The organism is Lysobacter alkalisoli (assembly GCF_006547045.1).
GTDB lineage: Bacteria > Pseudomonadota > Gammaproteobacteria > Xanthomonadales > Xanthomonadaceae > Marilutibacter > Marilutibacter alkalisoli.
The window spans coordinates 1,189,668-1,212,149 of record NZ_CP041242.1 but is presented as its reverse complement, the minus strand read 5'-3'; the positions used below and the strand labels follow the sequence as shown (position 1 = coordinate 1,212,149).

Annotated in this window: 20 protein-coding genes; 8 read left to right on the top strand and 12 right to left on the bottom strand. The window is 67.0% G+C overall.

Features of this window, described 5'->3' with window-relative positions; translation table 11 throughout:
* The first annotated feature begins 38 nt into the window (after positions 1-38).
* Positions 39-953, top strand: coding sequence for a CPBP family intramembrane glutamic endopeptidase (locus FKV23_RS05230; protein WP_167284985.1), 915 nt, complete (start codon positions 39-41; stop codon positions 951-953).
* A gap of 5 nt (positions 954-958) precedes the next feature.
* Here the strand turns inward: FKV23_RS05230 and FKV23_RS05225 are convergent, their stop codons facing one another.
* On the bottom strand, positions 959-1,945 hold the full coding sequence (locus tag FKV23_RS05225) for a zinc-dependent alcohol dehydrogenase family protein (protein ID WP_141622900.1): 987 nt from the start codon (positions 1,943-1,945) through the stop codon (positions 959-961).
* Positions 1,946-2,075: 130 nt separating this feature from the next.
* Here FKV23_RS05225 and FKV23_RS05220 point away from each other — a divergent pair, with 130 nt between their 5' ends.
* A complete protein-coding gene (locus FKV23_RS05220) occupies positions 2,076-2,837 on the top strand; it encodes a pseudouridine synthase (protein WP_208543244.1) in 762 nt (253 codons plus the stop codon).
* Between the two features lie 20 nt (positions 2,838-2,857).
* On the opposite strand, the gene FKV23_RS05215 is transcribed toward FKV23_RS05220, so the two are convergent.
* From FKV23_RS05215 to hutU, 7 genes are all read right to left on the bottom strand, one after another.
* A complete protein-coding gene (locus FKV23_RS05215) occupies positions 2,858-3,238 on the bottom strand; it encodes a SpoIIAA family protein (protein ID WP_141622898.1) in 381 nt (126 codons plus the stop codon).
* Positions 3,239-3,391: 153 nt separating this feature from the next.
* Positions 3,392-5,278, bottom strand: coding sequence for a DUF3857 domain-containing transglutaminase family protein (locus FKV23_RS05210; RefSeq protein ID WP_141622897.1), 1,887 nt, complete (start codon positions 5,276-5,278; stop codon positions 3,392-3,394).
* Positions 5,279-5,420: 142 nt separating this feature from the next.
* Complete coding sequence (locus FKV23_RS05205) at positions 5,421-5,930, bottom strand: DUF1697 domain-containing protein (RefSeq protein WP_141622896.1); 510 nt, start codon at positions 5,928-5,930, stop codon at positions 5,421-5,423.
* Between the two features lie 83 nt (positions 5,931-6,013).
* The gene (locus FKV23_RS05200) at positions 6,014-6,808 is read right to left on the bottom strand and encodes a class I SAM-dependent methyltransferase (RefSeq protein ID WP_141622895.1); all 795 of its coding nucleotides are present in this window, start codon (positions 6,806-6,808) and stop codon (positions 6,014-6,016) included.
* A 60-nt stretch (positions 6,809-6,868) separates the two neighbouring features.
* On the bottom strand, positions 6,869-8,326 hold the full coding sequence (locus FKV23_RS05195; RefSeq protein WP_141622894.1) for an MATE family efflux transporter: 1,458 nt from the start codon (positions 8,324-8,326) through the stop codon (positions 6,869-6,871).
* A gap of 146 nt (positions 8,327-8,472) precedes the next feature.
* Positions 8,473-9,369 carry a class A beta-lactamase gene (bla, locus tag FKV23_RS05190; RefSeq protein WP_141622893.1) on the bottom strand — a complete coding sequence of 299 codons (897 nt, stop codon included), beginning with the start codon at positions 9,367-9,369 and terminating at the stop codon, positions 8,473-8,475.
* Positions 9,370-9,411: 42 nt separating this feature from the next.
* On the bottom strand, positions 9,412-11,085 hold the full coding sequence (gene hutU, locus FKV23_RS05185; protein ID WP_141622892.1) for a urocanate hydratase: 1,674 nt from the start codon (positions 11,083-11,085) through the stop codon (positions 9,412-9,414).
* Between the two features lie 146 nt (positions 11,086-11,231).
* On the opposite strand from hutU, the gene FKV23_RS05180 reads away from it, so the two are divergent.
* The 6 genes from FKV23_RS05180 to FKV23_RS05155 all read left to right on the top strand — a co-directional run bounded on the left by FKV23_RS05180 (position 11,232) and on the right by FKV23_RS05155 (position 17,312).
* Entirely contained in the window at positions 11,232-11,822 is a 591-nt protein-coding gene (locus FKV23_RS05180) for a TetR/AcrR family transcriptional regulator (RefSeq protein ID WP_141622891.1), read from the top strand.
* Positions 11,823-12,142: 320 nt separating this feature from the next.
* Positions 12,143-12,793, top strand: a complete 651-nt coding sequence (locus tag FKV23_RS05175; protein WP_244244107.1) for a ThuA domain-containing protein — start codon at positions 12,143-12,145, stop codon at positions 12,791-12,793.
* A 78-nt stretch (positions 12,794-12,871) separates the two neighbouring features.
* On the top strand, positions 12,872-14,164 hold the full coding sequence (locus tag FKV23_RS05170) for an alkaline phosphatase family protein (protein ID WP_141622889.1): 1,293 nt from the start codon (positions 12,872-12,874) through the stop codon (positions 14,162-14,164).
* A gap of 143 nt (positions 14,165-14,307) precedes the next feature.
* On the top strand, positions 14,308-15,846 hold the full coding sequence (locus FKV23_RS05165) for an AlkA N-terminal domain-containing protein (RefSeq protein WP_141622888.1): 1,539 nt from the start codon (positions 14,308-14,310) through the stop codon (positions 15,844-15,846).
* A gap of 2 nt (positions 15,847-15,848) precedes the next feature.
* On the top strand, positions 15,849-16,415 hold the full coding sequence (locus tag FKV23_RS05160; RefSeq protein ID WP_244244155.1) for a methylated-DNA--[protein]-cysteine S-methyltransferase: 567 nt from the start codon (positions 15,849-15,851) through the stop codon (positions 16,413-16,415).
* Between the two features lie 81 nt (positions 16,416-16,496).
* Positions 16,497-17,312, top strand: a complete 816-nt coding sequence (locus FKV23_RS05155; protein ID WP_244244106.1) for an isocitrate lyase/PEP mutase family protein — start codon at positions 16,497-16,499, stop codon at positions 17,310-17,312.
* A 46-nt stretch (positions 17,313-17,358) separates the two neighbouring features.
* Here the strand turns inward: FKV23_RS05155 and FKV23_RS05150 are convergent, their stop codons facing one another.
* From FKV23_RS05150 to FKV23_RS05135, 4 genes are all read right to left on the bottom strand, one after another.
* Complete coding sequence (locus tag FKV23_RS05150; protein WP_141622887.1) at positions 17,359-18,138, bottom strand: LytR/AlgR family response regulator transcription factor; 780 nt, start codon at positions 18,136-18,138, stop codon at positions 17,359-17,361.
* Complete coding sequence (locus FKV23_RS05145; RefSeq protein WP_141622886.1) at positions 18,135-19,352, bottom strand: sensor histidine kinase; 1,218 nt, start codon at positions 19,350-19,352, stop codon at positions 18,135-18,137. Before FKV23_RS05145 ends, FKV23_RS05150 begins: the two co-directional genes overlap by 4 nt.
* A 174-nt stretch (positions 19,353-19,526) precedes the next feature.
* Entirely contained in the window at positions 19,527-20,942 is a 1,416-nt protein-coding gene (locus tag FKV23_RS05140; protein WP_141622885.1) for a serine hydrolase, read from the bottom strand.
* 139 nt (positions 20,943-21,081) lie between these two features.
* Entirely contained in the window at positions 21,082-22,455 is a 1,374-nt protein-coding gene (locus FKV23_RS05135) for a formimidoylglutamate deiminase (protein ID WP_141622884.1), read from the bottom strand.
* Between the last annotated feature and the right edge of the window lie 27 nt (positions 22,456-22,482).

The following is a 22,482-nucleotide window of genomic DNA, read 5'->3' as shown; positions in this document are numbered from 1 at the left end:
CGCGATCATCATCACGCCAAACCGCCATGCGTCGTCGAATGCACTTCCCTGGTCGCCAGGCGGCCATCGCACTCGTCGTCGCAGCCGCCGCCTACGTCGCGGCGCTGCTGTTCCTGTCGCGCGAGCCGGATTTCTCCATCGTGGAACCACTGTTCCTGCTTGGAATAGTGGGCCTGGCCTTCCCTCTGCTTGCCTGGCTGCTGACCCGGAGTCGCATTCCAATGGCGGCCGCGCAGGCCCCTGCTCCACGCGCTCCGGGGCTGCCGGCAGTGCTGGCCTACCTCGCCGCGTTCGCGGTGCTGGTCCTGGGGTGGGGGTTCAGCGCCATCAATGGCGCCTTCCCGTGGGAACCCGCGCAGTCGATCGTACAGGTCCTGGTGAAGCTCGCCACGATGGTGGTTCTGCCGCTGTGGCTGTTCGCCGCGCTGCGTCCGGCACCCGGGCCATTCGGTTCGCGGCGCCTGTGGCTCGTGTTCGCGGTGATGGGCGCCGCCTACCTCGGGCTGCAGGCGGTGTTCGGGCGTGGTCTGGCCACGCTCGCCGAGCTGGCGCCGACGGCAGCGACGCTGGCCTGGGCCATCCCGCTGTGCTGGCTCTGGCAGACGATCGAAGCCGGGCTCGCGGAGGAAGTGCTGTTCCGCCGCATCCTGCAGGAGCGATTGGCACGATCGACCCGGTCGCAGGTGGCCGCGGTGGCCTGGGCGTCGCTTTTGTTCGGCTGCGCGCACGCACCGGGACTGTGGCTGCGGGGTGGCCATGTGATGGAAGGCGTCGCCAGTGCCACCCCCGCCTGGGCGCTGGCGTATTCAGTGGTGATGATCGCGCCGGCCGGGATCGCCTTCGGCGTGCTGTGGGCGCGGACTCGCTCGCTGTGGCTGCTGGTGCCACTGCACGGTCTGGTTGACCTGATTCCGCAGCTGGCCCCGTTCATCCGGACCTGGACCGGTAGCTGATGGCATCAGCCGTTCGGCAACAGCAGGATCTTGCCGGAACGCTCACCGGCCGCGGCGGCCGCGACGGCGGCCTTGATCTCATCGATGCCGTAGGTCTGCTGGATCCGTGCCTTCAACTGACCGGCGGCGATCAGGCCGACGAGTTCGGCAAACAGCGTGTTGCGGGTGGCGGCATCGGTGTTCTTGAACCATTGGGCCAGCCAGAAACCGCGCAGGGTGATACCACGGAATATCAGTGCGGAGGGTGATATCGCACAGGGTTCGCCGCCCATTGCGCCGTAGTTGACAAGGGTGGCGCCCGGCGCCAATGCCTGCGCCATGCGCTCGGTCGCCATGCCTCCGACGGCATCGATGCCCAGCCGCGGCCTGGCACCGCCGGTGGCCTCGGCGACCCGCTGGCTGAGGTCGTCGCCATCAACCAGCACCACGTTCGCGCCCAGTTCCTGCACGTCGGCCACCGCAGCTTCCCGGCGGACGATATTGACCGTGCGCACGCCGCGGATCCGGGCCAGCTGGATCAAGTAACCGCCTACCGCGGAGTTGGCCGCGTTCTGGATCACCCAGTCGCCAGGGTGCAGATCGACGATGTCGCTCAACAGCAGCCGCGCGGTAGGCGGATTGACGGTGAGCATCGCGAGCTGATGTGGGTCGCCCCCCCTGGGCAGCGGAACCAGGGCCTCGGCGTCGACGATGAGATGGGTGCTCCAGGTGCCACAACCGATCGGCAGCAGCACGGTCTGGCCGGGACTGAGACCGGCGACATCCGCCGCGACCTCCGCCACCCGTCCCACCCCCTCGTTGCCACCCACCGCCGGCAAAGGTGGCAACGACCCGTAGTCGCCGGTCAGGGTGAGCACATCGGACGGATTGATGGGCGCGGCCAGCACTTCCACCCGTACCTGCCCCGCTTGCAGCGCCGGCAGGGTGAACGGTGTCGCTTCGATGACATCCTGCGGCACCGGGCCGCGGTGGGTGTAGCGGGCGTGTTTCATGGCGCACCAGGTGCCAGGAGGAAGCCTTGAGCATACGGCGCTTTGCCGGCGGAGAGGGATGACGCCGGCGCCGGTCCGGGGAACCCGCGCATCTGCGGACAGGGGCCCAGCGTGCGCGCGGACACAAGGTATGACAGCATGCGCGCCCACCTGCCGCCGGTTGCCACCGCCCCGCCCCATGCGCCTCAACAAATTCATCAGCGACACCGGCTTCTGTTCGCGACGCGAGGCCGACCGGTTGATCAGCGCCGGCCGGATCACCGTCAACGGCATCCGCGCCCGTATCGGCAGCGAAGTGGGCGAAGACGACAGGGTCCAGGTCGACGGCGATGATCTGCGCGTGCGCAGTGTCGCCAAGGGCAGACGCCAGCATGTCTATATCGCCCTGAACAAACCGGCGGGCGTGACCTGCACGACCGAGTCGGGCGTGAAAGGCAACATCGTGGACTTCATCGGCCACCAGCAGCGCATCTTCCCGATCGGCCGCCTCGACAAGGATTCCGAAGGCCTGATCCTGCTGACCAGCAACGGCGACATCGTCAACGAGATCCTGCGCGCCGAAAACAAACTGGAAAAGGAATACATGGTCGCGGTGAACCGCGCAGTCACCGACGAATTCCTGCGCGGGATGAGCCGCGGCGTGCCGGTGCACGGCCAGATGACCCTGCCCTGCCGGACCGGCAAGCTCGGCCGGTTCGGGTTCCGCATCATCCTGGTACAGGGTCTCAACCGGCAGATCCGGTTGATGGCCACGCACTTCGGTTACCGCGTCAAACAGCTGGTACGCGTTCGCATCGGCAACGTGAAGCTGGCCCACCTCAAGCCGGGCCAGTGGCGCAATCTCACCGAAGCCGAACTGCATGGCTTGCTGCCGCACCGCACCAACTGGTGATCGTGGCGCGTAGCGCCGCCTCACTTGGGCGGAATCGGCTGCGAGGCCCAGGCCATCGCATCCTCGCGCTCATCGGGTTCGAACGTCTTCAGTTCCGTCGTCGGCACCAGCTTGCCGACGAAGGTCGACACATTGGCCAGCCAGTGACGCTCGGTAACCACCGCCGAACGGGCGAAACGGCTGTACTCGCCGAACTTGCCGATGGCATAGCGGACATCCTTGCCCATCGCTTCAGCGCTCATGCCGGTCATCCCGGTGAGATCGGTATAGACCGCGATGCGCGGGTTGAGCGACAGCCGGGTTTCGACCTCGGCGATACAGGTGTCGTAGTCCTCGCCGCTCAAGGTGCCGGTGAAATGGAACGCCGCCACATGCGGCGCGGATTTCAGGATCTCGATCATGGTGTTGTCTCCATGCGGGTCGACACACGCGTATCAGGATCCTGTCACCAACAGCATTCAGCAATCGTCAAATTCAGGTCGGGGGCAGGCGAGCTGCCCCCGAAGCCAGTTCACGATTCCAGGGCGGCCGCACCCGGAATCATGAACACACCTTCATGACTTCCCTGAATCCCGCAGGTAAACGATCTGCGAGCGCAGCCCGGGCAGAATCTTCCGCATCATGTCCGAGTACCCGGCATTGTATTCCGGCGAGCAGACCGGGCCTGGCGTGCGGTCGTTGAGAAGGCGTCGGACGTGGATCCGGTTGCCGTCCCGCCGATGGGTCGCGGTATAGGTGACATCTTCGGACTCGAGCGAAACATCCGGCGGCAATGCGACGACTTCCAGCTCGTCCGGGAACTCCAGGGTGTACTCCTCCTCGGAGAAGATCCCACCGCAATTGCTCTCCCCCGACGGGAGCTCGTCGCTTCCCACGTTGCCGGCGACCAGCATCATGACCGGCGCATAGGTGATGAACCACGGCTGGACATGGAAGCCACCCGGCACGGGAAGCATCTGCTCCACCTCGAACTCGGCATCGATGCTGAACTGCTCCAGCAAGGGCGTCGGATCGGGATAGCTTACCGAGCCGCTGGCCTTCAGTGCACTTTGCTGGAAATAGCGCTTGACCAGTTGCCCGGCATCGGTCGCCGACACGCCACGAAACTGGTCGCGCGCGCGCGCCGCCAGGCGGCCACTCAGCTCGAGCTGCTGGGTTCCCGATACGGAACCATCCTGCTTGATCCGCAATGTCGTCATCAGCTTCTGGCCATCCCGGCCAATGTCCTGGGTCGGCGTCCTGGCTTCCGGATGATGACCATCCACCAGCAACACCGGCTTGCCGGTGGCGCTGCCGGGCAGGCTGCCGAACGGTACGGTCGCCGCTGTCGAGTCCAGGTACAGGTCCATTCCCGGGATGTAGTTGATGACGTGGTTGACTACCGACGCCACCGGGATGTCCGGCAGTGTGTAGGTCCCTCCGGCGTTGATAAGCGCCTGGGTGCTTTCGATGCCCCTGGCCTCAAGCAGGGCCTGCAACAGGGTCGCATGGTCCTTGCAGTCGCCCATGCGGTTGTCCAGCACGACATCCAGGTCACGTGGAACGACGGCACCCAGCCCGATGCAGTTGCCCGCGTAGGTGACGTTGCGCGACACCCATTCGTACAAGCGTTTGGCGACAGCCCTCGGCTCCTGTGCATCGCCTGCGATCTCGTCGGCAAGGCTGCGGATACGGGGTGTGGGCACCGCCTTGGCATTGGCCGGGCCGCCGTAGGCCTGCGCGATCGCCTCGTAGCTGTCGAATGTCGAGAACGCGTAGCCCGGGTAGCGCTCGAAGCTGAAAACCGAGTCGCGCAGGTCCTCCTGCTCCACCGGGTTGCGGTTCTGCCAACGCCACTCGACGAGTTTGCGCCCCTTTCTTTGCACGGACGACTCGCGCATCTGCCAGGCCAAGTGGCGGGCTTCGAGACTCTCCGGCGCATCGATACTCACCTTCACGTCACCGTAGTAGGTCGCCGGGCTGAAGCTCTCGATGACCGAAAAATGCCCCTCAAACATCGGCGTGGATGCGGTCAACCGATAGGAGAAAACGGTGGTGTCGCCGACCGCCAGGTCGGGGAACACCACAGTCAGTGTGGTGCGGTCCGAGTAGACCGGGGAATCGCCATCCTGTCCCGAGCTCGCACTGATCTGGTAGTTTCCAGGCGGCACCGGGATCCTGCGGCCGTCAGCCTTCAGCGTGTAGGCCTCCAGCACGTCGGCCTTCTGGATGCTGCTGCTGTAGCCCACGGAAGCCCTCTTCGCGTACTCGAGCACCGACTCCTTCAGCACACGCGTCGCCGTCTCGCGCGATTCGGTATGGCTGCCGTCCGTATTGACGACATAGTGGATGTTCTCGTACTCGACCTGCCACACCCGGTCATCGGCTTCGTTCGCGCTTGCGGCACAGGCCAGCGCCATGGCCATGACGAACAGGCCAGCCTTCCATCGTCCAAGATTCACGATCCCCCCTTCCCTTTCATGGTTTCCAATCCCTGCAGATGTCGCGGCAGGGCAGCCACGCTTCCGGATCACACGCCACCCGCCCAGGAGCGAACGCCCGCATCCTACACTGACGCAATGGCCGAAGATCAACGACAGCCGTCTACTCTCGCGCCATTTCCACCAGCTTCGCCACTGTGTTCATGTTGCGCGCGGTACCGGCCGAGGCGGCGGGCACCTTGAGCTTCGAATCGGCCATGCCGCTGCCGTAGTCGATGTATATCTCGCGTCGGCCCAAGGCCAGCCGTTCGTCCTTGCGACCACTGGCAGCATCGAGCGCATCAGCCGGCGGTGGCGCGTCGAGGAACACCGCCAACACCCGGTTTGGTGCAGCATCCGGAAACGGGTTGCCCTGCAGCACCGCCTGCATTTCCTGGGGCGTGCGCACCATCACGCCGACGCGCTTGCCCATGCGTGCTTCCAGGGCTCGCTCCAGCACGGTCTTCACCTCTTGCGCCGGGAGCGTGCCGCGCAGCACGACATTTCCGCTGGCGATGTAGGTACGCACGTCGCTGAAACCGGCCCGTTCGCACAGCGCGCGCAACTCAGCCATCGGTAGTTTGCCGGTGCCGCCGACGTTGACCGCGCGCAGCAGGCAAATCCAGGTTTTCATGGGCACTCCGTTCCGGGCAAGCCGGAATCGATCGTGCCCCGCCAGCCTGTCGGCGGCAAGCGCCCGACTGCTGCAGTGCGAGGTCAGCGTGCCGCCATCCGGCACACCACCAGAGAGGAGCCGAACTCGCGCAGCCATCGATGCCGAAGCAGGCCCAGCCCTCGGATCGGCCGCGTGTCCAGCACTTCGAGTTGCAGCGGGCCATGCGCCACCTGTCGCTCGAAGCGGTGGATGGTCATGCCGTTGAGTCCACCCTCGACCTCGTTGAAGCGGGTCGCGCCATCGGATTTGAAGTCCGAGCGCCAGCGGATCAGGGCCTTCTCGGTGAACACCAGATGCGACCACGGAAACACCGAGAACAGGTGGCCGCCGTAGGGATGGAACCAGGTCGGCCCGAACGCCGCCAGCACCCGGCCACCGGGCTTGAGCAGGCCAGCCATGAGCGCCAGCACGCCTTCCGGATCATCGAAATGTTCGAAGGCATCCTTGCTGATCACGAAATCGGCCTTCTCGTCGGTATGAGTGACGAAACTGCAGCGTTCGGCCACGCCCTGCTCGCGGGCATGTGCCTCGCCGGCATCCAGCATCCGCTGCTGGATGTCGATGCCGATGACGCGTGCAGCGCCCTGCCGGGCCATCTCCACCGTCTCGTGGCCCGGGCCGCAACCGAAGTCGATAACGGTCTTGCCGCGTATCTGCTCGAAGAAGTCATCGCCAAAATACTGCCGCAGCCTGGCATCGAGCCCGGCCGGCATGGCGCCGTCTTCACGCCCGCAGCCTCCGGGCCAGAACGTCTTCAGGATCCAGTAACCGAGCCTGCCACCCACGATCATCGCCATGCTCTCCGGTATGGGCCCGTCCACGTTCAGGCGGGCCATGCATCTGCATGGTCGGGAACGTGGCCGCCGCCGGTTTCCGGCCAGCTGTCGCCTGGGCGCCTACACCTGCATCGTCTTCCAGCGCCCGCGCGAGAACAGCCACAGGGTGAACAGGCCGACCGAGGTCTCGGACACGAACACGCCCCAGAACACGCCCGTGTGCTCCCAGCCCAGGCTGATCGCGAGCGCATACGACAGCGGGATCTGGATCAGCCAGAAGAACACCAGGTTGATCCAGGTCGGCGTGGCGGTGTCGCCGGCACCGTTGAAGGCCTGTACCGCCACCATCCACCAGCCGTAGACGAAGTACGAGTACGACAGGATCCGCAGCCATTCGCCGCCGATCGCGATCACCTTCGGGTCGTCGCTGAACAATCCCACGATACGGTCGTGGAAGAAGAAGAACAGCACCGACACCGCAAGGGTGAAGGCCATGTTGTACCAGCCGATCCGCCACACCGAGGCCTCGGCGCGGTCGGGCTGGTCGGCGCCCAGGTTCTGCCCGACCAGGGTCGCGGCGGCGTTGGACATGCCCCAGGCCGGCATCAGGGTGAACATCATGACCCGGATCGCGATCGTCGCCCCGGCCACCGCGTCGCTGCCGAAGCTGGCCAGGATCCGCACCAGGAAGATCCACGAAGTGGTCGCCACGATCATCTGGCCGATCCCGCCCAGCGAGGTACGCACGATGTTGAACGCAGTCGCGCCATGCCACTTGAGCTGGGAAAGCCCCACGCGGATGTGCCGACCGCCGCGGAACAGGATCCACAACTGCATCAGCACGCCGGCGCCACGACCGATGTTGGTGGCGATGGCCGCGCCTTCGATCCCCATTGCCGGGATCGGTCCCAGGCCGAAAATCAGGATCGGGTCGAGCACGATGTTCAGGCCATTGGCCACCCACAGCACCCGCATCGCGATGGCGGCATCGCCGGCACCGCGATAGATCGCATTGATCACGAACAGCAGCATGATCACCGCGTTGCCGCCGAGCATCCATTGCATGTAGCGGTAGCCGTGCTCGAGCGTCCAGGGATCGGCGCCCATCAACTGCAGCAGCTCCTTCGCATAGACGATACCGGCCACCGCGAACGGTACCGATGCCAGGACTGCGATCAGGATCGCCTGCACCGCGGTGATCGCGGCCTCGTCGGGCTTGTGCTCGCCGATGCGCCGGGCGACCACCGCGGTCACTGCCATCGACAGGCCCATCGCGATCGAATAGAGCAGGAACAGGTAGCTCTCGGTCAGCCCGACCGTGGCCACCGCCGACGAGCCGAGCTTGCCGACAAAGTAGATGTCGACCACCGCGAAAGTGGACTCGAGCACCAACTCCAGCACCATCGGCACCGCGAGCAGGAATACCGCCTTGCGCAGCGGGATCCTGGTGTAATCCGCGCCGGTGCCGCGGACCGCCTCGCGCAACGCGGACCAGATGGATTGCGGGGGCGCATGCAGCGCGGCTTCGGCAACGCCGGCCGCGGGTCGGTCGGTCGAGGACCGGGATTCGTCGTTCATGGAGAGATCCGTGCAGGAGGGAGCCGCGCAGAAGCGGCAAACGCAACGACGGACCGGCATCTGGCCGGTTCGTCACTACTGATTGCGACGAATCACTTCTTCATGGATCGACAATGCCTCTCGTGGGGCGCGATTGCGCGGCCAGACTATACCCCGGCCGGCAGGCTGGCAACAATCCGCCCCACTTCCGCCAGCACGGCATCGCGCTGCTCCGGGGGCAGTTCGCCATTGTCGTAGTACGCACTGACCAGCAACGGGGCGCGCCCCGGCGGCCAGGCGATGGCGATATCGTTGCTGGCGTTGCCATTGGTGCCGGTCTTGTTGCCCACGCGCCAGCCTTGCGGAAAGCCGGCACGCAGACGGGCATCGCCGGTGCTGGTCGCCACCAGCCAGTCGACCAGCTGTTGTCGCGATGCGGCCGACAGCGTTTCGTCGATCAACAACGCACGCATGCTCGTCAGCATCGCCGCAGGGGTGGTGGTGTCCCGCTCCTCGCCCGGCGGAACGATGTTGAGCTCCGGCTCGATCCGGTCGAGCCGGGTATGGCGGTCCCCCAGCGTGCGCGCGAAAGCGGTCAGTGCAGGCGGCCCGCCAAAGCTCTCCAGCAGCAGATTGCCGGCGGTGTTGTCGCTGATCGTGACCGTGGCATGACACAGCTCGGCCAGAGACATGCCCGCCCCACCCGTGCGCCCCTCGGTGACCGGCGAGTACGGCACCAACGCCTCACGTTCGAACACGACGCGGCGTTCGAGCCGCTCCTCGCCCCGATCGACCCGGGCCAACACCAGTGCCGCGGCCAGGAACTTGAAGGTGCTCAGCAAGGCGAAGCGTTCTTCGCCACGGTGATTGATGCGGCGGCCGCTATGCGCGTCGAGGATCGCCACGCCCAGCTGGCCGCCATGACGGCGTTCAAGCGCGGCCAGCTGCGCAAGCGGACCCTCCTTCGGGATGCCCGCCAACACACGTGAAGATGGCAGCGCCAGCGTTGCGGCACCCAGCGATGCGGCCAGGAAACGGCGGCGGGAAGTCATATCCAGGCTCATGCGACTCATCCGGCAACGAAGTTCAAAGTTGGCTGCTCCAGCTTATAGCATCGGCAACTTCAGTCCCTGCTCTTCCGCGCACTGCTTCGCGATCTCGTAACCCGCGTCCGCGTGACGCATCACACCGGTGCCGGGGTCGTTCCACAGCACGCGGGCGATGCGCTTGTCCGCTTCCTCACTGCCGTCGCAGACGATGACCACGCCGCTGTGCTGGCTGTAGCCCATGCCGACGCCACCGCCGTGGTGCAGGCTGACCCAGGTGGCGCCGCCGGCGACATTGAGCATGGCGTTGAGCAGTGGCCAGTCGGACACGGCATCGGAACCGTCCTGCATCGCCTCGGTCTCGCGGTTGGGCGAGGCGACCGAACCGCTGTCGAGGTGGTCGCGGCCGATCACCACCGGTGCCTTCAGCTCGCCATTGCGGACCATCTCGTTGAAGGCGAGGCCGAGCTTGTGGCGCAGGCCCAGGCCGACCCAGCAGATGCGCGCAGGCAGGCCCTGGAAGCTGATCCGCTCCTTCGCCATGTCCAGCCAGTTGTGCAGGTGGGCGTCGTCAGGGATCAGTTCCTTGACCTTGGCGTCGGTCTTGTAAATGTCCTCCGGATCGCCGGACAGCGCGACCCAGCGGAACGGGCCGATGCCGCGGCAGAACAGCGGACGCACGTAGGCGGGGACGAAGCCGGGGAAGTCGAACGCATTCGCGCAGCCCTCGTCCTTGGCCATCTGGCGGATGTTGTTGCCGTAGTCGAACACCGGGATGCCCATGTCCTCGAACTTCAGCATCGCCTCCACATGCACGCGCATCGACTTCTTGGCCGCGTCGCGCACGCGCACCGGGTCCTCGCGCTGCATGCGTTCCCACTGCTCGACCGTCCAGCCGATCGGCAGGTAACCGTGTACCGGGTCGTGGGCGCTGGTCTGGTCGGTGACCGCGTCCGGGCGCACGCCACGCTCGACCAGCTGCGGCAGGATCTCGGCGGCGTTGCCGAGCAACGCGATCGACTTCGCCTCGCCGGCTTCGCAGTACTTCTCGATCCGGGCCAGCGCGTCGTCGATATCGCTGGCCTGCTCGTCGACGTAGCGGGTACGCAGGCGCATGTCGATGCGGCTCTGCTGGCACTCGATATTGAGGCTGCAGGCACCCGCCAGCGACGCCGCCAGCGGCTGCGCGCCGCCCATGCCGCCGAGGCCGGCGGTCAGGATCCACTTGCCCTTGAGGTCGCCGCCGTAGTGCTGGCGGCCCATTTCGACGAAGGTCTCGTAGGTGCCCTGCACGATGCCCTGGCTGCCGATGTAGATCCAGCTGCCGGCGGTCATCTGGCCATACATCATCAGGCCCTTGCGATCGAGCTCGTTGAAGTGCTCCCAGTTGGCCCAGGCCGGCACCAGGTTGGAGTTGGCGATCAACACGCGCGGCGCATCCGGATGGGTCGGGAAGATGCCGACCGGCTTGCCCGACTGCACCAGCAAGGTTTCGTTGTCGTCAAGCTTCTTCAGCGACTCGAGGATCGCGTCGTAACTCTCCCAGTCGCGCGCGGCGCGGCCGATGCCACCGTAGACGACCAGGTCCTCCGGGCGCTCGGCGACCTCGGGATCGAGGTTGTTCTGGATCATCCGGAACGGTGCCTCGCTCAGCCAGGACTTGCAGCTCAGTTCGCCGCCGCGTGGGGCGCGGATCGTGCGGGAGGGGTCGTGGCGGGTATGCGTGCTGCTCATCTCGGGCTCCATCTGGGCATTCGTATGGCGCCCATTATCGCGCCGGGCTCGTTGCGGCACCGTCGCCGCAGAGGCGAAACACGTGCGACAAGGCCAATTTCGATCCCAAATCCGCCGACCGGCGCGGTTTTGTTTACGCTGTACACATGCCAGTCGCATCCAACACCGCCGAACGCATCCTCAAGGCCGCCCGCCGCCTGTTCGAGCGTGAGGGTGCCGCCGGGGTAACCATGCGCCGCGTCGCCGCCACGGCCGGCATCTCGCCGATGGCGATCTATCGCCATTTCGACAACCGCGAAGCGCTGCTGGCGCGGATCGGCGACGACAGCTTCGAGGCGATCGCCGGGCATTGGTCGGCCCGCGCGCGCGGGCTGGACCCGCTGACCCGGTTGATCGAGGTACACCGGCTCTACCTCGACTACGCCCTCGCCCACCCGCATCTGTTCGACCTCGCATTCTCGATGCCACGCCGCGATGCGCGCCGATATCCCGAGGACTTCCAGGCCCGCCGTTCGCCGACCCTGACCGTGGTCGCCGATGCAGTCGTCGATGCAATGACCTCCGGCATGTTGCGTGAGGATGATGCCTGGGACGTGACAATGACGCTGTGGGCACATACCCACGGGCTGGTGGCGCTGTACCGCAGCGGCCGCTTCAGCTACGACGAAGGCACGTTCCGCGCGTTCTACGAAGCCTCGCTGCAGCGATTGCTGGACGGACTGCGCACCGGCACCTGAATCGATACCGGAGCGCCATCTGTGGCACCCTCGGATGCACGGCAGTCATCCTCGTGACAGCGGGGCCCATGGACTTGCTTCCAATGGATCCAATGTCCATCGCGCACGCCGCCCCTGGACGGCCCCAAAGCCCCGCCTTCGCTGGAGCGACGATCATGTTTCCAGCTTCATTTCCGGCTTCCTTTGTGCCACCGACCATGACCATGCACCCGACCATCAAATACCTGCTGGCATCAAGCCTTCTCGCCGCTGTGTGCGCCTGTGCCAAACCCGCACCACCGCCTGCACCTGCCGCAACTGAAGCCTCCCCGGCAATGCGCATGCTGGTGTTCACCCGCACCACCGGCTACCGCCACGACTCCATACCCGATGCGGTGGAAACACTGCGCCAGCTTGCGCGAGCGGACTCGATTGCCGTCGATGTCAGCGAGGATCCCGCCGACTTCAATCCGGACAACCTTGCACGCTATCGACTGGTGGCATTCGCCAATACCACCGGCGACGTGCTCGACCCGGCGGGCAGAGTGGCGATGGAAGCCTTCGTCAGTGCGGGTGGCGGCTTCATCGGCATCCACTCGGCCGCCGATACCGAGTACGACTGGCCCTGGTACGGTGAACTGGTCGGGGCCTGGTTCAAGGGCCATCCGCCAGGGCTGCAGACCACGCGGGTGGAGTTCGACCGCGACGGCATCGCACCCGAAGGTCGCAACTGGACGGTCACTGACGAGATCTACAACTACCGCGACAATCCCCGCGACCGGGTCCACGTGATCGCCTCCGTGGACGAGGGCCTGTACGAGGGCGGCGAGATGGGCGACGACCACCCGATCGCCTGGTGCCACGAACGCAACGGTGGTCGCGCCTGGTACACCGGTCTCGGCCACGATCCCGCGCTGTACGCGGACGCAACCTACCGACGCCATCTGGCCCGCGGCCTGCGCTACGCCGCGGGGCTGGCGGAGGAGTGTTGATGGCCCGGGGCGAGGTCCAGGGCGATGCGCTGTCCCCGACTCCCGTAGTTGCAACATCCACCCGCTAAAATCGGCGGCATGCATCCGATCCGTATCCTGGCGCGTGCGGCGCGCGCCACCCTGTCCCCTGCCCTGTTCGCCGCAGCCACCCTTGCCCTTGCCGCCTGCGTTTCATCCCCGCACAGTCCGCAACGCGGTTCGATACCGACGCCATCGCCATCGCCGCCGGTACTGCTGGTGTCGATCGACGGGTTTCATCCCGGTTACCTCGACCTCGGCATCACTCCCAATCTCGCCCGTGTCGTCGACGCCGGCGTGCGCGCCGAATGGATGAACCCGTCGTACCCGTCGCTGACCTTTCCCAACCACTACACCCTGGTCACCGGCCTGCGTCCGGATCGCCATGGCATCGTCCACAACACCATGCAGGATCCTGAGCTGGGCGATTTCAGCCTGCGCAACCGCGACGCGGTCGGCGATGGCCGTTGGTGGGGCGGCGAACCGATCTGGGTCGGCGCAAGCAAGGCCGGCCTGCCCAACGCAACCGTGTTCTGGCCAGGAAGCGAGGCCGCCATACAGGGCATGCACCCCGATCGCTGGATGCCCTACGACGGCGACCTTCCGTACAACGAGCGCGTCGACACCGTACTGGGCTGGCTGTCGGAACCGGAAGCCACCCGGCCACGCATCGCCACGCTCTATTTCGAGAACGTCGACAAATACGGCCACGAAAATGGGCCGGATTCGTCCGAGACCCGGGCCGCCATCCGCGAGGCCGATGCCGCCATCGGTCGCCTGCTCGATGGCCTGCAGGCCCGCGGCCTGCTCGACCGGATCAACCTGATCGTCGTATCCGATCACGGCATGGCCGCCACCACCGCGGAACAGGCCGTTGCGATCGAAGACATCGTGTCACCGAGCGACGGCAAGGTGGTGTCGCACGGGCAATCGGTCGGCATCGAACCCGTACCAGGGCGCGAGGCAGCGCTGGAAGCCCACCTGCTCGGCCGCCATGACCGCTATCAGTGCTGGCGCCGGCAGGACCTGCCCAAGCGCTGGCATTACGGCCGCAACCCGCGTATCCCGTCAATCATCTGCCAGATGGACGAAGGCTCCGACGCGATTCCGGCCCAATGGATCGAGCGCCGCCGCGCTTCGGGTTCACGTGGCTCGCATGGCTTCGACCCCGACCTGCCATCGATGCGCGCGATCTTCATCGCCCGTGGCCCGGCATTCCGCAACGGCGCAGTAATCCCGGCATTCGACAACGTCGATGTGTACCCGCTGCTGGCGCGGCTGATTGGCATCGAACCGGCCGACAACGATGGCGACATCTCGTCCCTGTTGCCGGCACTGGAAGGCGAACAATGAGTGGAGAGGAGTGAGAACGAGTAGAAGCAACGGACGCAAACCCCGCCTTCCTCTCGTTCCTCGCTCCTCTTCCCTCTCCACTCGTCCATATTGATGTCCGAAAACGGCGAGTCCATGGCGGCAGGCGGTGTTAGCCTGCTCCCATGTCGAACGATGCCGCCCCCGCGATCGCCCATCCCGAAGGCCTGCCTTCACACCAGGTCTGCGAACAGGCGCGGCTGAGCCGCGATGTCCGCTTCGACGGCCTGTTCTTCACTGCCGTCACCACTACCGGCATCTACTGCCGCCCGGTCTGTCCGGCACCGGCACCAAAACCGCGCAACGTCGTCTACTACCCGAATGCTGCCGCAGCGGAGGCCGCCGGCTTCCGTCCCTGCCTGCGTTGCCGGCCCGAACTGTCGCCCGGCGATGGTGCATGGCGGCGCGGCGACGCGGCGGTGGAGCGTGCGATCAAGCTGATCAATGAAGGGCTGCTGGCCGACGCGTCGGTATCGGCCCTGGCCGAACGGGTCAACCTCGGCGAGCGCCAGTTGCGGCGGCTGTTCGTCGAGCGTCTGGGCGCCGCCCCGCTCGGCGTGCACGGCACCCGCCGGTTGCTGTTCGCCAAGCAGTTGCTGACCGAGACCGACCTGTCGATCACCGACGTGGCGATGGCGGCGGGTTTCGGCAGCCTGCGCCGCTTCAACACCGCCTTCAAGGATGCCTACCGGATGGCACCGCGCGACCTGCGCCTGCGCCCGAAGGCGCAGCAGCACGAGACACTGGCATTGCGGCTCGGCTACCGCCCGCCCTACGACCTGCCGGCGATGCTGGATTTCCTCCGCGGCCGTGCGCTGCCCGGCGTGGAAGTGGTGGGCGACAGCGCCTACCAGCGCGTGATCGCGCCTGCCACCGGCGATGGCCCGACCGGCTGGCTGCGTGTGTCCGCCTGGCCCGGCGACGAGCCGGCCCTGAAACTCGAACTGCACGGCATCGCGCCGCTGCAATTGCAGCCGGTGGTGAACCGGGTCCGGCGCATGTTCGATCTCGATGCCGAGCCACAGGTAATCGCAGACACGCTGTCGGTGGACCGGCGCCTGCGCCCATTGCTTAAGCAACGCCCGGGCCTGCGCCTGCCCAGTGGCTGGGATGGTTTCGAGATCGCGGTGCGCGCGATCATCGGCCAGCAGATCAGCGTCACCGCCGCCCGCACCGTCGCCGCACGCGTCGCACAACGTTTCGGCACGCCGTTGGCGGCACCGCTGGCCGAAGGCCTCGAACATCTGTTCCCGACGCCGGAAGCGCTGGCCGACGCCGACCTCACCAGTGTCGGCTTGACCCGTGCCCGTGCCGCGACCATCCGGACCGTCGCCCAGGCGCTGCTCGACGGCCAGGTCGACTTCGCCGCGGAGCGCACGCTCGAGGATTTCGTTGCGCGCTGGACCGCGTTGCCCGGTATCGGGCCATGGACCGCGCACTACATCGCCCTGCGTGCACTGGCCCATCCCGACGCCTTCCCGGCCGACGACTTGGTACTGCAGAAAACCCTGCCCACCGATGGCAGTCGACTGACCGCGAAGGCCCTCACCATCCGTGCCGAAGCCTGGCGTCCCTGGCGGGCCTACGCCGTGATCCAGCTATGGCGCGAAGCCGCGGCTTCTGCCTCGCGCCAGCCCACGCCCAAACGGAGCAAAGCCGCATGAACATGCCATCAATGAGCACGCCATCCCGGGGCACGCGCTCCACAAGCACGCAACACCTCATCTTCCACCGCATCCTGCCCAGCCCGGTCGGCCCGCTGCGGCTGGCCGCCTCCGACGCTGGCGTGCACGCAATCGAATTCCACGCCCAGCGCCACCCGGTGCCACGCGACGCCCGCTGGCAGGAAGGCGACCACCCCCTGCTCGAACAGGTGGCCACGCAGCTGGACGAATACTTTTCCAACCAGCGCACCGTGTTCGACCTCCCGCTCGCCCCGCAGGGAACCGAATTCCAGCGCGCCGTGTGGTTCGCGCTGGCGGCGATTCCATTCGGCGAAACCGTCAGCTACGCCCAACTCGCGGCGCGGATCGGCAAACCCGCCGCGGTGCGTGCGGTCGGCGCCGCCAACGGCCGCAACCCGATCCCGATCGTGCTGCCCTGCCATCGCGTGATCGGTGCCGACGGCTCGCTGACCGGCTTCGGCGGCGGGCTGCCGACCAAGCAGTTCCTGCTGGAACTGGAAGGCGCACTGGCGAAGGATGAAGCAGCTGGCGATCTGTTCGCCGCATGAGCGAACGTTGATGTCCGAAAACGGCGAGCCGGCGGCCTCGGCCCCGGTCATGATGCCCTTCCCTTCCCGATGGATCGAACGATGCCCAGCACCATGCACGCCGACATGCACGCCCGCTTCCTCGCCCTGCACCGGGCCGAATCGCCCCTGCTGATCGCCAACGTCTGGGATGCCGCCAGCGCCGCGTTGTGGCAGCATGCCGGCGCCCCCGCGCTCGTTACCGGCAGTGCCGCGCTGGCCTGGGCCTGCGGCCATGCCGATGGCGGTGCGCTCCCGCGCGAGGCCCTGCTGCAGAAGGTCCACGACATCGTGCGTGTCGCCGCCGTGCCGGTCAGCATCGATGTCGAGGACGGATACAGCGACGCCCCGGAGATCGTCGCTTCGCTGGTACGCGAAGTCGCCGAGGCCGGCGCGGTCGGCATCAACCTGGAGGACGGCAGCGGCGACCCGGACCTGCTGGTCGCCAAGATCAAGGCCATCCGCACCGCGCTCGGCGACACGCCCTTGTTCATCAACGCACGCACCGATGTCTACCTGCGTGGCATGGCCTCGGGCGAGGCGGCGGTGAAGATGTCCGTCGAGCGCCTGGCGCGCTATGCCGAAGCCGGTGCGGACGGCGCTTTCGTACCCGGCCTTGCCTCCGCGGACGAGATCGCCACGGTCGCGTCAGGCACGACGTTGCCGTTGAACGTGATGACCGTACCCGGCCTGCCGTCGCTGGCCGAACTGCAGCTGGCGGGCGTGCGCCGCATCAGTGCCGGCCCGGCGCTGTTCCAGCACGCCTACGCCGCCGGCCTGCAGGCGACACGGCAATTCCTGGCAGGCGACATGGCGCGCGGGCTGGACACTGCCATGCCCTACGGCGAGCTCAACGAGCTGTTTGCGGCCGCCGGCTGAGCACACGGATCAGGCAGCACGCAAGATCGATCGCCTACATATCGCCCTACATACCGCGGAAGCGGTGCAGGAACGCGGCGCTGACCGGAAGCTCATCGCCGCGTCCACGCAGACACAGCCGCCATTTGCCGAGTTCGTCCTTGTACACGCGCTCGATCGCCGCCACCCGCACGATCACGCCGCGATGCACCTGCCAGAACACCTCCGGATCCAGCCCCGCCAGCAGTTCTTTCAATGGGGTGCGGATCACCGCCTCTCCATCGACAGTGACGACCTGCACGTACTTGTCGCGGGCCTGGAAGAACAGCACTTCGTCGATGCCGATCATGCGCACGCTGTCGCCGGCGCTGGCACTGATCCAGCGGATCAGGCGGTCGCCACGCGGTCGCAGGCGCGCTTCCAGCTCATCCACGCGCGACTGCAGGTCGTCCTGGGACGGCTGGGCAAGGCGTTCGCGCAAGCGTTCGACCGCCCGCGCCAGGCGCGCCGGTTGCACCGGCTTGAGCAGGTAATCGACCGCGCCGGCCTCGAACGCACCGATCGCATACTGGTCATAGGCAGTGGTGAACACCACCAACCCGCCGGACGCGACCACCGCTCGCGCCACGTCCAGGCCGCTGACGCCGGGCATGCGGATGTCGAGGAAGGCGACATCGGGCCGCCGTTCGGCCACCGCCTGCAAGGCCGCCACGCCGTCCTCGCAGGCGGTGACGTCGGCAAGGTCGGGCCAGGCCTCGGCCAGCATCGACAACAGCGCGGCGCGCTGGGGTGCTTCGTCCTCGGCGACCAGCACTTTCACCGGTTCGCCGCTCACGCGCCCGATCATGATCGGGGCTCCTCCAGCGGCACGCGGATTTCGGCACGCACGCCCCCGCCCTCGCGGCCATCGAGACGGAAACCGGCGCGCCCTTCGTAGTGCATCGCCAATTGCTCACGCACATTGGCCAGCCCGACCCCGCCACCCACTCCGGGCTGCAGGCCGGCGCCGTCGTCCTCGACTCTCACGACCAGCGTCCCCTGCTCGCGCCGGGCACGCACGTCGATGCGTCGCGAGCCCGGGCAGGGCTCGACACCATGCTTGATCGCATTCTCGACCAAGGTAATCAGCAGCAGGGGGGGATACGGACAGGCACGCAGGCCGTCGGGTGCGTCGAACGCGTACTCCAGCCGCTCGCCGATCCTCAGCCGCATCAGTGCCAGATAGCTGCTGCAGACATCCAGTTGCTGGCCGAGGGTGGAAGACAGCAGCTTGCCGTCTTCGCGCAGTTTCGGAATCGTCACCCGCAGGTGTTCCACCAGGGCGTCCAGGGTAGCCTCGGCGCGGCCCGGATCCTGCCGTACCAGCGCGCGCACCGAGGCCAGAGTGTTGAACAGGAAGTGCGGCTCGACCTGCGCCTGCAGCACGCCCAGCCGCATTTCGGCGTCATGCCTCTGCGCGCGCAGCTCGGCCTTCTCGCGCTTGTCCAGGCTGGACCGCCAGCGGCGGCGCTCACTGAAATAGGCCCGCAGCGCCAGGCCACCGCCAAACAGGGAATACACCAGCACGGGCAGGGCAAAGCGGAGCAGCGGCGAGCCCGGCTGCATCGACTGAACGACGGCCTCGGCCGTTTCCGGTTGTCCCGGCATTCCAGCCAGGATCGCGGCGATCCGCCGGCTGGCGAACGAATCGATGACGAAACTGCAGGCCATGCCGAACAGCAACGCCACCACCACCGCGACCTGTTCCCGCCGCAATGGCCAACGCCTGTGGCGGACCAAGGTCGCCAGCCCGGGGCCGGCAGTCGCCATCAGCAGGAACGACACCACCATGTAACCGGCACCGACCAGGCCCTGCAGATAGCCATCGCCACTGGCGGCCACGCCGAGCACCGACAACAGCCCCCAGGCCACGATGGGCACCGCGAACACCAGCGTGCGGCGCGAGAACCACGGCCAGCTGAACACCGGATAGTGGCGATATCGGCTCCACAGGGCGTTGCCCGCGACCAGGACGTCGGCGGGCAACGAGCTTTGCAGCGGGTACTCGTGGGTGCGTGACATGTGGCGTCCCGCTCAGCGTTTGGGCCTGGCGGAGTAGTGTTTCTCGAAATAGTGCGTCGCGAAGTCGGCAAACATAACCGTCTGCATCACGAACATGGCGGCAATCAGGATATCGGTCATCTTGATTCTCCTCGTAGTGGAACGGGACCAGATCGTCGGAACGGATGCAAATCGCTATCGCTTCTCGCCGCGGGTGACATGGCCGGCCTGGTGCAGTTCGAGCGCGACGACCTCATCGCCACCGCCACGCAGGAAGCGCAGTTCCGCACCTACCGCGTCGATCACGAACACATCCTCGCCGGCCCGCCCCAGTGCGAACTCCTGCTGGCCGGTGGCTTGCGCATGCAGCACGCCATCACGTGCGCGCACGGTGACCACGAACGATGGCGCCAATGGGTACTCGCCGACATAGGCATCCAGTTCCGGGGCGCTGGAAGTGGATGGTGCCCGCTTCGGTCCGCCCAGCGGCAGCCGGGGGTCGATCAAGTGCATGCCGATATCCCCCAGGCCGCCAAGCGAGAATTGCTCAGTGTCCGACAACACCACCACGCCGCGCCGGCGTTCGACGTCCAGTCCGACGAAGGAGGCGAAGCCGCCCGTTCCGCCTTCGTGCGCGTGCACGTCGCGGCCGTCGAGCGGCACCAGCAGCCAGTTCATCGCCATCGGCTGCGCAATACCGGTCGCCAGCGGTTGCCGGATCAGCGCAAGTGCCGCATCCAGCGACCCGGGCGCATTGCCGAGCTGGGCCTCGACGTACCGCACCATGTCGTCGAGCGTGGCGCGCACGCCACCGACGCCGGCCAGGTCGGTGGCGAAATGCCAGGCCGGCGCCGCCTGCCCATCCGTGGCATGCCCCCGCGCGGCGACGACCCCCGCCGGCGGATCGGTGATGTAGGCACCCTCCATGCCAAGCGGAGCGAACAGCCGGTCGGCCAGCAGCGATTCGAAGTCCATTCCGGCACGCCGCGCAACTGCAAGGGAAAGCAGCATCGAGGCGAAGTTCGAGTACTCGAACCGTTCTCCCGGCGCATGCGACAAGGCGCTTCGCCCGAGCGCTTGCAGCAGGTCCTCGGGGGACATCGCGGCATACGGATCGGCCGGGTCGGTGATCGGCACGCCGGGCGGCAGCCGCGGCAGGCCGCTGGTATGTGTGACCACGTGCCGCAACAGGATCGGCTGGCCCTCGTGCTCCGGCACCGCCGTGCCCTCGGGCAGGTAGTCGGCCAGTGGATCGTCGAGATCGGCCTGGCCGCTCTCGATCAGCCCGGCCAGCAGCGCGGCGGCCATGGTCTTGCTGACCGAGCCGATCTCGAACGCGCTGTTGCGGCCGATGCGCGGAGTGTCGCTGCCATCCGCGCAGGCATAGCTGCGACGGACATCGAAGCCTTCACCCGATTCGCGACCCTCGACCACCGCCACCGCGAAGCAGGCACCCGTGCGGTCGCCAAGCAGGCGCTTTTCGACCGTGGCCTGCAGCCCGGCATCGATGCGGGTTTCGGGTTCGGGAATGGAGCCTGCCCGGGCGATGGCACTGGCGGCCAGGGTCGCGGCCATGATGGCCGCGAGCGGAGCAATGCGGAGGTGGCGCATGTCGATCTCCTTTCGTTCAGGGACGGCTGCATCCTGGCGCCTGCCTTCCGCTACTACCGGGGTTTGCGACGAAACCGGTCACGGCTCGGACGAACCCATCTCCTCGCGCGACGGAATGTCACCGCACCGCCGCAGGCACTCAGCCGGCCATCAACATCGCCAGGGCATCCCGGTAGCGCGCCGCGATCGCATCGCGGTCGCGGTGACATCCGTCGTGGACGACACGCGTCCCGGCCACGAACACCTCATCGACCAGGTTGCGGTTGCCGCTGAAGATCCAGCGGTCCAGCACGTCGTCGTCGGTCGCGCCGGCCAGTTGCGGGGCCTCGGCATCGAGCACGACCACGTCGGCCGCGGCACCTTCCTCCAGAAGGCCGATCGCATAGCCGCTGGATCGCGCGGCGCTCGCAGCCACGCCGCGCATCAACGTCTCGCCGACGCTGGGCGCGTCCGCAGCAACGGCGATGTTGCGGCGGCGGGTGACCAGCCGTTGGCCGTATTCGAGCCAGCGCAGCTCCTCGACCGGCGACACCGAGATGTGCGAATCCGAGCCGATACCCCAGCGCCCGCCCGCATCCAGGAAGTCGCGCAGCGGGAACAGCCCGTCGCCGAGATTGGCTTCGGTGGTCGGGCAGATCGCCACCGTCGCGCCGCTACGGGCGATGCCGGCAACTTCGGAATCGTCGAGGTGGGTCGCATGGACCAGCGTCCAGCGCGCATCGACGTCCGCATTCGCCAGCAGCCATTCGACCGGGCGCGCGCCGCGCACCGCGAGGCAGTCCTCCACCTCGGCCACCTGCTCGGCGATATGGACGTGCACCGGCATCGCCGGTGGCAATGCGGCCAGCACCTCGCGCATCGCATCCGGCGGCACCGCGCGCAGGCTGTGCAGCGCGCAGCCGATGTGGTGCGTCCCCTCGTGGCGCCTGCCATCGCCCGACATGCCACCGGCGTCCTCGCACAAGCGGTCGAGCAGGTGCAGGTAGGCCTCGATGTCATGCCCGAACCGCCGCTGGCGCTCTCCCAGCGGGCGCCCATCGAAACCGCCGGTCATGTACAGCACCGGCAGCAGGGTCAGGCGGATGCCGGTGTCGCGTGCCGCCGCGACCAGCGCCTGCGACATCGACGACGGGTCGGAGTATGGCCGTCCGTCGGGCGCGTGGTGCAGGTAGTGGAATTCACAGACGGTGGTATAGCCGGCCTCCAGCATCTCGGCGTACAGCTGCGCGGCCACTGCGTAGAGGGTGTCGGGCGAGAAGCGCGTGGCGAAGCGATACATCGTCTCGCGCCAGGTCCAGAACGAATCGGACGGATCGGTCTGCCGCTCGGCCATGCCAGCCATGGCACGCTGGAACGCATGCGAATGCAGGTTGGCGATGCCGGGCAGCAGACGCTTGCCACTGCTGCGCGCATGCGGCGCGAAGGCCAGTCGGCCGTGCGGATCGGTCTCGGGTCGGATGTCGTGCCGCCAACCGCCGGGGGTCCAGATACTGCCAAGGGGGATCGCTTTCATGGCCGCTATTGTCGCGCGGTGAGCACG

Bases quoted from the DNA above. Each gene is read 5' to 3' on its own strand.
- FKV23_RS05230 (WP_167284985.1), top strand. From the start codon at position 39: ATGCACTTCCCTGGTCGCCAGGCGGCCATCGCACTCGTCGTCGCAGCC.
- FKV23_RS05225 (WP_141622900.1), bottom strand. From the start codon at position 1,945: ATGAAACACGCCCGCTACACCCACCGCGGCCCGGTGCCGCAGGATGTC.
- FKV23_RS05220 (WP_208543244.1), top strand. From the start codon at position 2,076: ATGACAGCATGCGCGCCCACCTGCCGCCGGTTGCCACCGCCCCGCCCC.
- FKV23_RS05215 (WP_141622898.1), bottom strand. From the start codon at position 3,238: ATGATCGAGATCCTGAAATCCGCGCCGCATGTGGCGGCGTTCCATTTC.
- FKV23_RS05205 (WP_141622896.1), bottom strand. From the start codon at position 5,930: ATGAAAACCTGGATTTGCCTGCTGCGCGCGGTCAACGTCGGCGGCACC.
- FKV23_RS05200 (WP_141622895.1), bottom strand. From the start codon at position 6,808: ATGGCCCGCCTGAACGTGGACGGGCCCATACCGGAGAGCATGGCGATG.
- FKV23_RS05195 (WP_141622894.1), bottom strand. From the start codon at position 8,326: ATGAACGACGAATCCCGGTCCTCGACCGACCGACCCGCGGCCGGCGTT.
- bla (WP_141622893.1), bottom strand. From the start codon at position 9,369: ATGAGCCTGGATATGACTTCCCGCCGCCGTTTCCTGGCCGCATCGCTG.
- hutU (WP_141622892.1), bottom strand. From the start codon at position 11,085: ATGAGCAGCACGCATACCCGCCACGACCCCTCCCGCACGATCCGCGCC.
- FKV23_RS05180 (WP_141622891.1), top strand. From the start codon at position 11,232: ATGCCAGTCGCATCCAACACCGCCGAACGCATCCTCAAGGCCGCCCGC.
- FKV23_RS05175 (WP_244244107.1), top strand. From the start codon at position 12,143: ATGCTGGTGTTCACCCGCACCACCGGCTACCGCCACGACTCCATACCC.
- FKV23_RS05170 (WP_141622889.1), top strand. From the start codon at position 12,872: ATGCATCCGATCCGTATCCTGGCGCGTGCGGCGCGCGCCACCCTGTCC.
- FKV23_RS05165 (WP_141622888.1), top strand. From the start codon at position 14,308: ATGTCGAACGATGCCGCCCCCGCGATCGCCCATCCCGAAGGCCTGCCT.
- FKV23_RS05160 (WP_244244155.1), top strand. From the start codon at position 15,849: ATGCCATCAATGAGCACGCCATCCCGGGGCACGCGCTCCACAAGCACG.
- FKV23_RS05155 (WP_244244106.1), top strand. From the start codon at position 16,497: ATGCCCAGCACCATGCACGCCGACATGCACGCCCGCTTCCTCGCCCTG.
- FKV23_RS05150 (WP_141622887.1), bottom strand. From the start codon at position 18,138: ATGATCGGGCGCGTGAGCGGCGAACCGGTGAAAGTGCTGGTCGCCGAG.
- FKV23_RS05145 (WP_141622886.1), bottom strand. From the start codon at position 19,352: ATGTCACGCACCCACGAGTACCCGCTGCAAAGCTCGTTGCCCGCCGAC.
- FKV23_RS05140 (WP_141622885.1), bottom strand. From the start codon at position 20,942: ATGCGCCACCTCCGCATTGCTCCGCTCGCGGCCATCATGGCCGCGACC.
- FKV23_RS05135 (WP_141622884.1), bottom strand. From the start codon at position 22,455: ATGAAAGCGATCCCCCTTGGCAGTATCTGGACCCCCGGCGGTTGGCGG.